Annotated in this window: 2 protein-coding genes; both read left to right on the forward strand. The window is 74.9% G+C overall.

The features are described 5' to 3' along the window. Positions 1–508: 508 nt before the first annotated feature. Positions 509–9,253 carry a type I polyketide synthase gene (locus CCN51_RS10440; RefSeq protein WP_086859474.1) on the forward strand — a complete coding sequence of 2,915 codons (8,745 nt, stop codon included), beginning with the start codon at positions 509–511 and terminating at the stop codon, positions 9,251–9,253. A gap of 44 nt (positions 9,254–9,297) precedes the next feature. Continuing rightward, the gene (locus CCN51_RS10445) at positions 9,298–15,933 is read left to right on the forward strand and encodes a type I polyketide synthase (RefSeq protein ID WP_425444754.1); all 6,636 of its coding nucleotides are present in this window, start codon (positions 9,298–9,300) and stop codon (positions 15,931–15,933) included. Positions 15,934–15,936 lie beyond the last annotated feature (3 nt).

Here is a 15,936-nt window from a genome sequence, read left to right on the forward strand (position 1 = left end):
CCGCGCATTTCACACGGCTGCAACATTGCCCCCAGTGAGATTTTCAGTCAGGTGGGAGGTGGTCTTCCGGCCATGGAGATCGACGGCGTTGCTCTGCGATCGGCGGCTGCACCGACTCATGGTGCCGAACTACGCTCGGCACCACGGGCCGCGGTCCCCTCCATTGGGCGAACAACCAGCAGCAATGATCGCAGAGAGGGCAACATCAACGCATCCTAACCGTGCGGCGCGCGCCAGTGTGAGGGTCAAAAGACCCACAACCAGATGGGTACATATCAGGATTCGTCGATCAGTGACCGTCGCCGTACCCCGCAGTTTCGGTAGCGATCCCCCCAGGTCACCAGTTCGATCCGAAGGATCACCGGGGCAAGTTTCGCCCGGCGTATACAAGGCGCTCCCTAGACATTCTCGGTTAGATCAACTTTAGAAATCATTCGGAGAATGAGCGCTGTTCGGGGCATCTCGTAAGCCATAACCAGCGGTTTTGCGATTCAGGTATGGGGGTGTCATGGCCGGGAGCAGCCCGAGCCACGCGCAGCAGGCGACGTCTCCCGTCGCGATCGTGGGGCTGGCCTGCCGGCTGCCCGGCGCACCCGATCCCGAGGCGTTCTGGCGCCTGCTGCGCGCGGGCGAGAACGCCGTCCTGCCCGTCCCGGACAGCCGCTGGCCCGCCGAGCCCGGTTCCCCGCCGTACTTCGCCGGACTTCTGGAGCACGTCGACACGTTCGACGCCGGATTCTTCGGCATCTCGCCACGCGAGGCCACGGCGATGGACCCGCAGCAACGACTGATGCTCGAACTGGCGTGGGAGGCCATGGAGGACGCGGGGCTCGGCCCCAAGAACCTGGCGGAGCGCCGGACCGCGGTGTTCACCGGCGCGATCTGGGACGACTACGCCACGCTCCTCCACCGGCACCGACCCAACGCCAGCGCCATCACCCGGCACACGATGGCGGGGCTGCACCGCGGCCTCATCGCCAACCGGGTCTCCCACCTGCTGGGCCTGCGCGGACCGAGCCTCACGGTGGACGCGGCCCAGTCCTCCGGGCTCGTCGCCGTGCACCTGGCCTGCGAGAGCCTGCGCCGGGGCGAGGCCGACCTGGCGCTCGCGGGCGGGGTGAACCTGATCCTGGCCGAGGAGAGCATGCGCATGGCCGAGGCCCAGTTCCAGGGCCTCTCGCCGGACGGCCGGTGCTACACCTTCGACGCGCGCGCCAACGGCTTCGTACGGGGCGAGGGCGGCGGAATGGTGCTGCTCAAACCGCTGGCCGCGGCCGTCGCCGACGGCGACCCGGTGTACTGCGTGATCGAGGGCAGCGCGGTCAACAACGACGGCGCCACCGACGGCCTGACCCGGCCGAGCGCCGACGCCCAGACGGATGTGGTGCGGCAGGCGTGGCAGCGGGCCGCGGTGTCGCCCGCCGAACTCCAGTACGTCGAACTGCACGGCACCGGCACCCCGGTCGGCGATCCGATCGAAGCCGCCGCGCTCGGTGCCGCGCTCGGTGCCGCGCTCGGTGATGCGCTCGGTGATGCGCTCGGTGATGCGCTCGGTGACGCGCTCGATGGGGACCACCGGGACCGCGCGGTGGACGCGCCGCTGCGGGTCGGCTCGGTCAAGACCAACGTGGGCCATCTGGAGGCCGCCGCCGGTATCGCGGGCCTGCTGAAGACGGCCCTGAGCATCCACCACCGGCGACTTCCGCCGAGTCTCAACTTCGCCACCCCGAACCCCGACATCCCGCTGGCCGAACTCGGCCTGCGCGTCCAGACCGCGTTCGAGCCCTGGCCCGACGAGGGGCGGCGGCTCACGGCCGGGGTCAGCTCCTTCGGCATGGGCGGCACCAACTGCCATGTCGTCCTGGCCGAACCGCCCGCCCCGGCCGTGCTGCCGGACCGGCCCACGGCGCCCGGGGACGTGTCCGCGCGCACCGCCCCGCCGGTCATGCCCTGGGTCGTCTCGGCGGCGAGCCCGAAGGCGCTCACGGCCCAGGCCGCCGCGCTGTGCGAACACCTGCGCGCACACCCCGGGCTCCACCCGGTGGATGTCGGCCACGCGCTCGCCACGACCCGTACGGCTTTCCCGCACCGAGCCGTCATCCTGGGCAGGGGCGAAGACGAACTGCTGGGTCGCCTCGACGCGTTGGCCTCCGGGACACAGACGGCGGGAGTGATCCGTGGCCGCGCGGGCGGGGGCGGGGTCGCGTTCCTGTTCAGCGGCCAGGGCAGCCAGCGCCCCGGCATGGGCCGCGAACTGTATGCGGCGTACCCGGTCTTCGCCGACGCGCTGCGCGAGGTGTGCGCGCACCTGGACCCCTTGCTCGACACCGACACCCCGCTGCTGGACCTCATGTTCGCCGAGGCCCCACCGGACGGCGAGCCGCCGCTGAACCGGACGGCGTACACCCAGCCCGCGCTCTTCGCCATCGAGGTGGCCCTCTACCGCCTGGTGACCTCGTGGGGCGTGACCCCCGACCACCTGATGGGCCACTCGGTCGGCGAGATCACGGCCGCGCATGTGGCCGGGGTGCTGTCGCTGCCCGACGCCTGCACGCTGGTGGCGGCCCGGGGCCGCCTCATGCAGTCCATCACCGCCCCCGGGGCGATGGCCGCCTGGCAGGCCACCGCCGAGGAGGCCGGGCAGGCGCTGGAGGCGTACGGCGGACGGGTGGGCCTCGCGGCCGTCAACGCACCCGCCTCCGTGGTGATCTCCGGCGACCGCGAGGCCGTGGCGGAGGCGACCGCCGCCTGGCGGGCGCGGGGCCGCAAGGCCACCGTGCTCAAGGTCAGCCATGCCTTCCACTCCCCGCACCTCGACGGCATCCTCGGGGACCTGCGCACGGTCGCGGCCGGGCTGACATTCGCCGCGCCCGCCATCCCCGTCGTATCCAATGTGACCGGCGGGCCGGCCACCGAGGCCCAGCTGCGCTCGCCCGACTACTGGGCCGACCATGCGCGGCAGGCCGTACGGTTCGACGCCGGTGTACGGCACCTGTGCGACGCGGGGGTCGACACCTTCCTCGAACTCGGCCCCGACGCCTCGTTGACCGGCATGGCGCGGGAGAGCGCCGCGGCATGGGCCGGCGACGCGCCCCGCCCGGTGGCGATCGCGGTGCAGCGCCGCGGCCGACCGGAGGCACAGAGCTTCGTGTCGGCGATGGCCCAGGCGCACGTACGGGGCGTCGGCGTCGACTGGGCGGCCGCCTTCGCGGGCCACGAGACCCGGCGGGCGCCCCTGCCGACGTACGCCTTCCAGCGCGAACGCCACTGGCCCGACGGGCTGGACGAGCGGGGGGCGGGGCGGCCCGGTACCTCGCCGGTCGCGCCGCCAACTGACCGGGAGCCGCTGGCCGTTGCCGCGTCCCCGGCCGTTGCCGCCTCCCCGGGCGAGCTTCTGGCGCTCGTACGTACCCACGCCGCCCTCGTACTCGGGCACAACAGCCCCGACGGCATCGACCCGACCCTGACCTTCAAACAGCTCGGCTTCGACTCACTGGCCGCCACGGAGCTGAGCGAACGCCTCAGCGCAGCCACGGACACCGAACTGCCCGCCACCCTCACCTTCGACCACCCGACGCCGAACGCCGTGGCGGCGTGGCTGCGCGCGGCGCACGAGGGGCAGCCCACCGCCGTCCCGACGGCGGCGACAGGGCCGTCCATGGCCGATGACCCCGTCGCCGTGGTGGCCGTCAGCTGCCGCTACCCCGGCGGGGTCGACTCGGGCGAGGCGCTGTGGCGCCTGGTGGACGAAAGGGTCGACGCCGTGGGCGAGTTCCCCGGCGACCGGGGCTGGGATCTGGCGGAGCTGTTCGGCCAAGCGCCGGACGGGAGCGGCAGCAGCGCGACGGGCCGGGGCGGCTTTGTGTACGGCGCGGGGGACTTCGACGCGGAGTTCTTCGGGATCAGTCCGCGCGAGGCGCTGGCCATGGATCCGCAGCAGCGCATACTGCTCGAACTCTCCTGGGAGCTGCTGGAACGGGCCGGGATCCCCCCGGCCTCGCTGACCGGCAGCGCGACCGGCGTCTACGTCGGGGCGACGGCGGTGGACTACGGGCCGAGGCTGCACGAGGCCACCGCCGAGCTCGACGGACACCTGCTGACCGGCTCCACGCCGAGCGTGGCGTCCGGCCGGGTGGCCTACGCCCTCGGCCTGGAGGGGCCGGCGCTCACGGTGGACACGGCGTGTTCGTCGTCGCTGGTGGCGATGCACCTGGCCGCGCAGGCGCTGCGGCAGGGCGAATGCGATCTGGCGCTGGCGGGCGGTGTGACGGTGATGGCCACACCGGGCATGTTCACCTCCTTCTCCCGGCAGCGCGGGCTGGCGCCGGACGGGCGGTGCAAGCCGTTCGCGGCCGCCGCCGACGGCACGGGGTGGAGCGAGGGCGCCGGGCTCGTCCTGCTCGAACGCCTCTCCGACGCGCGCCGCAACGGCCACCAGGTGCTCGCCGTGATCCGCGGCTCGGCGGTCAACCAGGACGGCGCGAGCAACGGCCTGTCCGCCCCCAACGGCCCCTCCCAGCAACGCGTCATCCGCCAGGCCCTGGCCAACGCCCGCCTCGAACCCGCGGACGTGGACGCGGTCGAGGCCCATGGCACGGGCACGACGCTGGGCGATCCCATCGAGGCCCAGGCCCTCCTGGCCACGTACGGCGGGCAACGCACCGACGACCGGCCGCTGTGGCTGGGCTCCATCAAGTCGAACATCGGCCACACCCAGGCCGCCGCCGGCGTCGCGGGCGTCATCAAGATGGTGATGGCCCTGCGCCACGGCCGCCTCCCGGCCAGCCTCCACATCGACGCCCCCAGCCCGCATATCGACTGGTCCGACGGCACGGTCAGGCTCCTCAGCGAGCCCATCGACTGGCCCGGGGCCGACCGGCCCGGATCCGGTCGGCCCCGCCGCACCGCCGTCTCCTCCTTCGGCATCTCCGGCACCAACGCCCACCTCATCCTCGAACAGGCACCCGACCACCCCGAACCGGAGCCCACCACCTCGGGCGGCGTGGTGCCCTGGGTGCTGTCGGCCCGTACCGCCGACGCGCTCCGCGCCCAGGCCGGCCGCCTGGCCGAGTGGGTCGCCGCCGACGCCCTGGGCTCCCCGGCCGCGGTGGCCTCCCCGGCCTCCCCGGCGGACGTGGGGTGGTCGCTGGCCACCACGCGGTCGGCGGACCGCCATCGAGCCGTGGTCAGCGGTACGGACCGGGACGAGCTGCTGTCCGGGCTGCGCGCGGTGGAGGACGGCCTCGCGCCCGCCGCCGTTTCGGCGGGGGCAGCCCCCGGCCCGGTCATGGTGTTCCCCGGACAGGGTTCGCAGTGGCGTGGCATGGGCGTGGAACTGCTGGACTCCTCCCCCGTCTTCGCGGCCCGCATCGCCGCGTGCGAGGCGGCGCTCGGCGAGTTCGTCGACTGGTCCCTCACCGCCGTGCTGCGCGGCGCGCCGGGCGCGCCCGAGCCGTCCCGGGTCGATGTCCTCCAGCCGTGCCTGTGGGCGGTGATGGTGTCGCTCGCCGCCGTCTGGGAGAGCTACGGCGTGACGCCCACCGCGGTCGTCGGACACTCGCAGGGCGAGATCGCCGCCGCGTGCGTCGCCGGGGGCCTGTCGCTCCGGGACGGCGCCAGGGTCGTGGCGCTGCGCTCCCAAGCCCTGCGCGCCCTCGCCGGCCACGGCACCATGGCCTCGCTCGCGCTGAGCGGCGAGGAGGCCGAGCGCTTCCTCGCGGACCTGGGCGCGGCGGCGGCGCGGGTGACGGTGGCGGTGTTCAACGGGCCGTACTCCACGGTGGTGTCGGGGCCCACCGACCAGGTCGCCGCGGTGATGGCGGCCTGTGAGGCGGCGGGCCACCGGGCCCGCACGATCGACGTGGACTACGCCTCGCACGGCCCGCAGGTCGACCGGCTCGCGGACACGATCCGCACCGACTTGGCCGACCTCTCCCCTGGTGCCTCGGACGCGGTGTTCTACTCCGCTGTCACCGGCGCCCGGCAGCCGACGGAGGAGCTGGACGCCGACTACTGGTTCACCAATCTGCGGCAGCCGGTGCGGTTCGCGTCGGCGATCGACGCCCTGCTGGCCGCCGGGTACCGCGTGTTCATCGAGGTCAGCCCCCATCCGGTGCTGATCCCCGCGCTACGGGAGTGCTTCGAGGAGGCCGAGGTGGCGGCGGCCACCGTGCCGACGCTGCGCCGGGACCAAGGCGGCCCGGATCAGGTGGTGCGCGCCCTGGGGGACGGCTTCGCGGCGGGGCTCGCGGTCGACTGGAGCCGCTGGTTCGTCGGCGACGAGGGTGATGCGGGCGACGAGGGCCACCGGCCGCGTACGGTCGAGCTGCCCACGTATCCGTTCCAGCGACGGCGGTACTGGCTGGCGCCGGACCACGGCCGCCGCGAGGGCCGCGCGGCCGGGGCCGGAACCCGGCCGGCCGGGCACGCCCTGCTGTCCTCGGCGGTCGAACTGGCCGACGGCGGCCTGGTGCTGAGCGGCCGGCTTCCCGGCGACGCGGCCTGGGTGGGCGCGCACACCGTGGCGGGCGTCCAGTTGGTGCCCGGCGCGGTCCTGGTGGACTGGGCGCTGCTCGCCGCCGATGAGGCGGGCGGGGCGTCGCTGGAGGAACTGCTGCTGCGCGCGCCCCTGGAGCTGTCCGGGGCGTCCGGGCTGTCCGGGGCGTCCGGGGGTGTGCTGGCGCAGGTCGCGGTCGGGGCGCCGGACGAGTCGGGCCGCCGTGAGCTACGGATCTCCTCCCGGCCCGCCGACGCGGGCGCGGGCGAGGGCTGGACATGTCACGCGGTGGGGTCGCTGGCCCCGGGCGGCCCGCCCGCTCCGGCGGACACCGGGACCGCGACCGTCCCCTGGCCGCCCGCGGGCGCCGAGGCGCTGGACCCGGCCGGGCTGTACGAGCGGGCCGAGCGGCGCGGCTACGGCTACGGGCCCGCGCTGCGGGGCGTTGCGGCGCTGTGGCGGGACGGCGCCGACCTGGTGGCGGACGTGGCGCTGCCCGAGGAGGCCGGTGGCGGCGGTGAAGGCGGTGCAGACGGCGACGGTACGGCCGGATTCGGCCTGCACCCCGTCCTGCTGGATGCCGCGTTGCAGCCCGCGCTGCTGGCCGAACCAGGCCATGAGAGAGCCGCCGGTGGCGAGAGGGACGAGGGAGCGGGGCCGGAAGCCCGGTTGTGGCTGCCGTTCGCGTGGAGCGGCGTCCGTCTGTGGGCGACCGGGGCGCGCGCCGCGCGGGTCCGGCTGTCGCCACTGGACGGAGACGGTGGGCATGCCACGGAAGAACGCGAGCTGCGGATCGAGGTGTCCGACCCGACCGGGGCTCCCGTGCTGAGCGTCGCGTCGGTGGTGCTGCGCCCGCGCACCGTACGGCAGGTGCGCGAGGCGAGCGGGGCCGCGGCGGGTGGTCTCTTCGCCCTCGACTGGACGCCGGTGGCGCCTCAGGAGCCGTCCGGCACCGAGGACGACGCCGGGTGTGTGGCCGTACTGGGAGAGGCGCCGACGGAGCCGGGCGTGGACGGATGCCGGGACACATATACGGATCTCCCGGCGCTGCTGGCCGCCCTGGACGCGGGTGCGCCCGCGCCCTCCGTGGTGATGTGGCGGCCACCGGCCGCCGACCCCGGCGCCGCGCCCGAGGACGCCGCCCTGTCCGCCGTACGAGGCGTGGCGGCGGCGCTGCGCGCCTGGATCGCCGAGCCGCGGCTGGCGGGCAGCCGGCTCGCGGTGGTCACTCGGGGTGCGGTCGCGGCGGGCGGCGCCGAGGGCGAGCCGGTGGACCTGGCCGCGGCGGCGGCCTGGGGCCATGCCCGTGGTGTCCAGGCGGAACACCCCGGCCGCATCGTTCTCGTCGACGTGGACGCGGACACCGACCCCGAGACCGACACCGACATCGGCGCGGCGGCGGGTCTGGCGGCCGCGCTTGGCGAACCAGAGGTCGCGCTGCGCGGGGACACGCTGCTCGCGCCACGCCTGGCTCGTTCCGTGGCCGCCCCGGGCGGTGTGGCATTCGACCCGGACGGCACGGTCCTCGTCACGGATGCCGGAGGCCCGCTCGCCCGTGCGGTCGCCGAGCATCTGGTGCGCGCCGAGTGCGTCCGGCACCTGCTGCTGGTCCGCTTCGAGGGCGCGGACGGCACCTACGACACGTATGACACGCAAGACGCCCAGGTGCACATGGTCACGGTGGATCCTCGCGACACCGACGCGCTGGAACGGGTGGTGGCGCAGGTCGATCCGGCCCATCCGCTGACCGGCGTCGTCCATGTCGCGGGACTGTCCGCCGACATCGAGACAAGTGACGCGGCACGCGGGTGGGCCGTGGCGGCCGGGGTGGTGCGGGCGCTGCACCACGCCACCGCCGGGCTGCCGTCCGTCCGGTTTGTGACCCTGTCCGACGCCGCGACGGCCTGGGACGGCCCGGTGGCCCCCGAAAGGGCGGCGGCCAGTGCGTTCTGCGCGGCCGTGATGGACGTACGGCGCCGGGCCGGACTGCACGGCCTGGACGTCGCGTTCGGGCCCTGGGCCGCCGCCGACGGCGATGGCGGCGCCGGTTCCGGCGGGCGCTGGACCGGGGTCCTCGGCGCCGACCGCGGGCTCGCGCTGCTGCGCGCGGCCTGTCGCGCCGACCGCCCGCGGCTGGTGGCGGCCGACATCCGTACCCGAGCCCTGACCGCCCGCCCGGCCCACGAGCTCCCGGCCGCGCTGCGCACGCTCAGTGCGAGTGCGAGTGCGAGTGCGGGCGGCCGGGCGCCGGTCCGCCCGGTCGCCGCCGCCGCGCCCGGCCGCACCACCGACTGGGCGAGCCGGCTGGTGGGCCTCGGGCCCGCCGAACGGCGCCGCGCCGTCCTGGAGCTGGTACGCGATCACGCCGCCGCCGTGCTCGGGCAGCCCGACCCAAAGGCCGTACGGGCCGACGCCTCGTTCAAGGAGCTGGGCTTCGACTCGGTGACCGCCGTCGAGCTGCGCGACCGGCTGGTGGCGGCCGGCGGGCTGCGGCTGCCCGCCGCCGTCGTCTTCCGCCACCCGACGCCGGAGGCGCTGGCCCACCGTATCGAGCAGCAACTCGCGCCCGACGACACGAATAACGCAGACAACGCGGACAGCGCAGACAACGCCGCAAAGAACACCGAGAGCAACGGCAACGGCACGGCGCTCGACGCGGCGGACAAGCTCGCGTCGGCCACGGCCGACGAAATCCTCGACTTCATCGACAACGAGCTCGGCGTGCTCTCCGAAGCGCGTCCGCGCCCCTCCAACTGAAGGCAGGTGACGACATGGTCAGCGAGGAGAAACTGGTCGAGTACCTGCGCCGGGTCACCACCGAGCTGCATGACGCCAGGACCCGGCTGCGGGAGCTGGAGGAGGGCGAGCAGGAGCCGGTCGCGGTGGTCGGCATGGCCTGCCGTTTCCCCGGCGGGGTGCGGTCCCCCGAGGACCTGCGCCGGCTCGTCCTGTCGGGCGGCGACGCGATCGGCGACTTCCCCACCGACCGCGGCTGGGACCTGGACGGTCTGTTCCACCCGGACCCGGCGCACTTCGGCACCAGCTATGTGAGCCAGGGCGGCTTCCTGTACGACGTCGACCGGTTCGACGCGGGGTTCTTCGGGATCAGCCCGCGCGAGGCGCTGGCGATGGACCCGCAGCAGCGGCTGCTCCTCGAGCTGTCGTGGGAGGCGCTGGAGTCCGCCGGGGTGGTGCCGGGCGCGCTGCGCGCCAGCCGGACCGGCGTGTACGTGGGGGTGTCCAGCGAGGACTACATCTCCGGGCTGCCGCAAATCCCGGAGGGCTTCGAGGGCTACGCCACCACGGGCAGCCTCACCAGCGTCATCTCCGGCCGCGTCGCGTACACCTTCGGCTTCGAGGGCCCCGCGGTCACCGTGGACACCGCGTGTTCGTCGTCGATGGTGGCCATCCATCTGGCGGGGCAGGCCCTGCGGCAGGGCGAGTGTTCCCTCGCACTGGCGGGCGGTGTCACGGTGCTGTCCACGCCGCTGATGTTCACCGAGTTCTGCCGCCAGCGGGCGCTGACGCCCGACGCCCGGTGCAAGCCGTTCGCCGCCGCCGCGGACGGCACCGGCTTCTCGGAGGGGGCCGGACTCCTGCTGCTGGAGCGGCTGTCCGACGCGCGGCGCAACGGCCACGAGGTCCTGGCCGTCCTGCGGGGCTCGGCCATCAACCAGGACGGCGCGAGCAACGGGCTGACCGCGCCCAACGACGTCGCCCAGGAGAATGTGATCCGGGACGCGTTGGCGAGGGCCGGGCTGTCCGGCGCGGATGTGGACATGGTCGAGGCGCACGGGACGGGCACCCGGCTGGGCGACCCCATCGAGGCGGAGGCGCTGATCGCCACGTACGGGGCGGACCGCCCGGCGGACCGGCCGCTGTACCTCGGCTCGATCAAGTCGAACATCGGCCATACGCACGCCGCGGCCGGGGTCGCGGGCGCGATCAACACCGTGATGGCGCTGCGGGACGGCAAGCTGGCCAGGACCCTGCACATCGACGAGCCGACCCGCCACGTGGACTGGAGCGCGGGCACGGTACGGCTGCTGACGGACCCGTACGACTGGCCGGTGGCCGACCGGCCGCGCCGGGCGGCGGTGTCGTCGTTCGGGGTGTCCGGCACCAATGCGCATGTGATCCTCGAACAGGCCCCGGACGCCGGCGCTCAGCAGGATGCTCGGCAAAGGGACGGCCACACGTTCCACGGCGTGGTCCCCTGGCCCGTTTCGGGGCGTACCGACGCGGCGCTGCGGGACCAGGCCGCGCGGCTGGGCACCTTCCTGACGGCGGACGGCGTAACGGCGAACGGGGCGGCGACCGGTGGGGTCGCCGACGTGGGCTGGTCGCTGGCGATGCGCCGCACGGCGTTCGAGCACCGGGCCGTCGTAATCGGCCGCGACCGGTCGGACCTTCTCGCCGCGCTCGAAGGTCTCGCGGCCGACGAGCCGGGCCCCGCGGTGGTGCGCGGGGTGGCGGCGGACGTGGGCGCGGGCCCGGTCATGGTGTTCCCCGGGCAGGGGTCGCAGTGGCTGGGCATGGGCGTGGAACTGCTGGACTCCTCCCCCGTCTTCGCGGCGCGTATCGCCGCCTGCGAACGGGCCCTGGCCGCGTATGTCGACTGGTCGCTGACCGATGTGCTGCGCGGCGCGCAGGGCGCGGCCGACATCGGCCGGGTCGATGTGGTGCAGCCGGTGCTGTGGGCGGTCATGGTGTCGCTGGCCGCGGTGTGGGAGGCGCACGGCGTACGGCCGTCGGCCGTGGTGGGCCACTCACAGGGAGAGATCGCGGCGGCGTGTGTCGCGGGCGCGATGACGCTGGAGGACGGCGCCCGCGTGGTGGCGCTGCGGGCGCGGGCGCTGCGGACGCTGGCCGGACACGGCGCCATGGCCTCGCTGGGCTGCGGCGTCGAGGCGGCGGAGCGGCTGACCGCCGTACACGCGCCGGACGTGGCGGTCGCGGCGGTCAACGGCCCGTCGTCCACGGTGGTGTCCGGGCCGCCCGAGCAGGTCGAGAAGCTGGTGGCCGCCGTGCGCGCCGACGGGCTGCGGGCCCGCGCGATCGACGTGGATTACGCCTCGCACGGCCCTCAAGTGGACCGTATCGCCGACGAGTTGGCCGACGTACTCGCCGGGGTGTCCGGCGCCGCCACGGACACCGCCTTCTACTCGACCGTGACCGGCGCCCGTATGGACGCCTCCGGTCTCGACGCCGGCTACTGGTTCACCAATCTGCGGCAGCCGGTGCGGTTCGCCGAGGCGGTCCAGGCGCTGCTCGACGCCGATTACCGGGTGTTCATCGAGGTCAGCGCGCATCCCGTGCTGCTGCTCGGCCTTCAGGAGTGCTTCGAGGCGGCGGGCCGACCGGCCGTGGCGATCGGCACGCTCCGCCGGGACGAGGGCGGCCCCGAGCGGCTGTGCCGGGCGCTGGCCGAGGCGCATGTCGCGGGCGTGGCGGTGGACTGGGCGAGCTGGTACGCCGATGGGCCCGCACCCGCGGCCGTACCACTGCCGGCGTACGCCTTCCAGCGGGAGCGGTACTGGCTGCCGGCCGGTGGCGGGTCCGGTCCTGGCGATGTCGCGGGCGCCGGACTCACCGCGGTCGGACACGCGCTGCTCCCGGTGTCCGTACGTCTGGCCGACGGAAGCCTGGTGCTCACCGGGCGGCTGCCGGAGGCGGCGCGGGGCGGCTGGCTGGCCGAACACCTGGTCGCTGACCTGCCGTTGCTGCCCGGCGCGGTGCTGGTCGAATGGGTGCTGCGGGCGGCCGACGAGGCCGGCTGCGGTGGTGTCGAGGAGCTGGCGCTCCAGGTCCCGGTGGCGCTTCCCGCATCCGGCGGGCTGGTGATCCAGGTGGTCGTGGACGCGGCCGAGGGCGACGGACGCCGTCCGGTGCGGGTCTACTCCCGGCCCGAGGAGGACTCGGGCGCGCCGGACGCATGGGTCTGCCATGTCTCGGGCACGCTGCTCCCCGGCACGGCCGGGCCGGTTCCGCCGTCCGGTCCGGGCGGGGCGTGGCCGCCGCCGAGTGCGCGGCCCGCGGCGATCGACGGCTTCTACGAGCGGGCCGAGGCGGCGGGTTACGGCTACGGCGCGTTCTTCCGGGGCCTGACGAACGTATGGCACGACGGCGAGGACACGCTGGCGGAGGTGGTGCTGCCCAAGGAGGCGGCGGAGCAGGCGGGTGGCTTCGGTATCCATCCCGCCCTGCTCGACGCGGCGATGCAGCCCGTACTGCTGGCCGGTCAGCTCCGTCAATGCGCTGCCGCGACGGGCGCGGACACGGCGTCCGGGACGGTGCTGCTCCCGTTCACCTGGAGCGGGGTGCGGCTGTGGGCGGGTGGCGCCACCCGGCTCCGCGTCCGGCTGTCGCCGCGGCCGGAGGGGCTGCGGGTGCTGCTGGCCGATGCCACGGGCGCCCCCGTACTGACCGCGGACGCGGTCGCGCTCCGCGAGACGGGCGTCCGGCAGTTGCGCGCGTCGAGCCGGGTGCGGGGGTCGCACGGGCTGTTCGCCGTCGAATGGGTGCCGCCGCTGTCCGCTACGGCGGGCGGGACGGCGCCCGCGACGCTCGCGGTGCTGGGCGACGACGCCCCGGACCTGCTCGATGCCGACCGTTACCCCGACCTCGACGCGCTGTTCCGCGCCGTGGCCGACGGCGCCCCCGCACCGGATGTCGTCATCGCTTCGGTGCGGACGGGCAACGACCCGGCGGGGGCGGACACCGGCTTGGCCACCGCCCGCCGGATGCTGACGCTGGCTCAGGAGTGGCTGGCCGGGAGCGGGGCCGACGGTGCGCGGCTTGCCCTGGTCACCCGGTCGGCGATACGGACCGGGGACGACGGCCAGGAGCGGGTGGACCCCTCGGCCGCCGCGGTGTGGGGGCTGATGCGCAGCGCCCAGACGGAACACCCGGGGCGTTTCCTCCTGATCGACACCGACACCGACGCCGACACCGACCAGGACGCGTTGCGGGAGGCGGTCCGTACGGACGAACCGCAGCTCGCGCTGCGTGGCGGGCGCGCGTTGGTGCCCCGGATGGCCCGGGTGGACGCCGAACCGGAGCTGGCGGCCCCGGCGGGCGAGCGGGCCTGGCATGTGGCGGCCGGCAAGACCGGCCCCGACGATCTCACGGCGGTGCCCAGCCCCCGGGCCTCCGCGCCCCTCGCGCCCGGCCAGGTGCGGATCGCCGTACGCGCCGCGGGGCTCAACTTCCGCGATGCGCTGATCGCCCTGGACATGTACCCGGACGCCTCGGCATCGATCGGCAGCGAGGGCGCGGGGGTCGTGCTCGAAGTGTCCGAGGGGGTGGCCGGGGTCGCCGTCGGCGACCGTGTGATGGGCCTGTTCAACGACGCGTTCGGCCCGGTGGCGGTGGCGGACGCCCGGATGGTCGCCCCGGTGCCGGGCGGCTGGAGTTTCCGGGAGGCCGCGGCGGCCCCGGTGGCCTTCCTGACCGCGTGGTACGGCCTGGTGGAGCTGGGCGGGCTGCGCTCCGGCGAGACCGTGGTGATCCACGGTGCGGCCGGTGGCGTGGGCATGGCCGCCGTCCAGGTCGCCCGGCACCTGGGCGCCGAGGTGTTCGCGACGGCGAGCCCGGCGAAACACCCGGTGCTGGAGGCCATGGGCGTGGACGTCGCCCACCGCGCGTCCTCGCGGGATCTGGGGTTCGAGGCGGCGTTCTCGTCGGCGACCGGCGGCCGGGGCGTCGATGTCGTCCTCAACAGCTTGGCCGGGGAGTTCACGGACGCCTCGCTGAGGCTTCTCGCGCCCGGCGGGCGGCTGATCGAGATGGGCAAGACGGACGTACGCGATCCGGATCAGGTCGCGCGCGAGCACTCCGTGGCGTACCGGGCGTTCGATCTGATAGCGGACGCCGGCCCGGAGCGCATCGGGCAGCTGCTGGCCGCCCTGGGCGAGCGGTTCGCCGACGGCGCGTTCACGCCCCTGCCCGTCACCGGGTGGCGGCTCGGCCAGGCCAAGCAGGCGCTGCGGCAGCTCAGCCAGGCCCGGCACACCGGGAAGCTGGTGCTGGACATCGATCCCGCCCCCGACCCGGACGGCACGGTGCTGATCACGGGCGGCACCGGCACCCTCGGCGGTCTGATCGCCGAACACCTGGTGCGCTCGCGCGGGGTGCGCCATCTGCTGCTGCTCAGCCGGCGCGGCCCGGACGCCCCGGGCGCCGAGGAGCTGATGGCCCGGCTCACCGAGCTGGGCGCGCGGGTGCGGGTGGCCGCGGTGGACGTCGGGGACGCCACCGCCCTGGGCGAGGCGGTCGCGGGCGTCGACCCGGCGCATCCGCTCACCGGTGTCGTCCACGCGGCGGGCGTGGTGGCCGACGCGATGCTGCCCTCGCAGGACGACGAACGCCTGGTGGCGGCCTGGTCCGCCAAGGCCGCGGCGGCGGCCCGTCTGCACGACGCGACCGCCGGGCTGCCGCTGGGCATGTTCGTACTGTTCTCGTCGTTCGCGTCGACCCTCGGCACCGCGGGGCAGGCCAACTACGCGGCCGCCAACGCGTACTGCGACGCCCTGGTCGAGCGGCGGCACGCCGAGGGTCTGCCGGGCGTATCGGTGAGCTGGGGCCTGTGGTCCGCCGCGAGCGGGCTCACCGGAGGGCTGACCGAGGCCGATGTGGCGCGGATCGCCCGCCAGGGCATCGTCCCGAACAGCACCGAGCAGGGACACGATCTGTTCGACGCGGCGCTCGGGCACGGGCGTCCTGCGCTGCTCGCGCTGAACCTGGACACCCGGGCGCTGGCCGCACAGCCCGTCGCGGCCCTGCCCGCGCCACTGCGCGCCCTGGCGGCCGACGCCCAGGCGGCGGGCGCCCGCTCCGGCGGCGCGGCGGCGCGGCCGACCGCGGCGGCGGCCGAGGAGCCCGGGGACTGGGCTGCCCGGTTGGGCGCGCTCGCCCCGGCCGAACAGCGGCGCCTGCTCACCGACCTGGTACGCAGGCACGCCGCCACCGTGCTCGGCCACGCCGACCCCGAGGCCGTACCGGCCGACGCGGCGTTCAAGGAGCTCGGATTCGACTCGCTGACCGCGGTCGAGCTGCGCAACCGCGTCACCGCCGCCACCGGGCTGCGGCTGCCCGCCACGGTCATCTTCGACTACCCGGAGCCCGTGGCGCTGGCCGAGCGTCTGCGCACCGAACTGGCCCCCGAGGAGGGGGCATCGGCGACGGCGCCGGACCTCTACGCGCCCGTGCTCAGCCGACTCACCGGCCTGGAGGAGACCCTGGCAGCACTGGCCTCGTCCGGTGTGAACGGAGGGGCCGACCCGGGCGCGGTGACCGCGCGTCTGGAGTCGCTGCTGGCCACCTGGAAGACGGCCCACGCCCCGAGCCGGAACGGCGGCACCGCGGCCGAACGGCTCGAAGCCGCGACGACCGACCAGGTCCTCGACTTCATCGACAAGGAACTCGGAGTGCAATGAGCG

The sequence above is a fragment of the Streptomyces milbemycinicus genome (genome assembly GCF_002154605.1).
In the GTDB taxonomy this organism is placed as follows: Bacteria; Actinomycetota; Actinomycetes; order Streptomycetales; family Streptomycetaceae; genus Streptomyces; species Streptomyces milbemycinicus.

What these genes read in the sequence shown, in the direction of transcription:
- CCN51_RS10440 (WP_086859474.1), top strand. Translation starts at nt 509, where the DNA reads ATGGCCGGGAGCAGCCCGAGCCACGCGCAGCAGGCGACGTCTCCCGTC.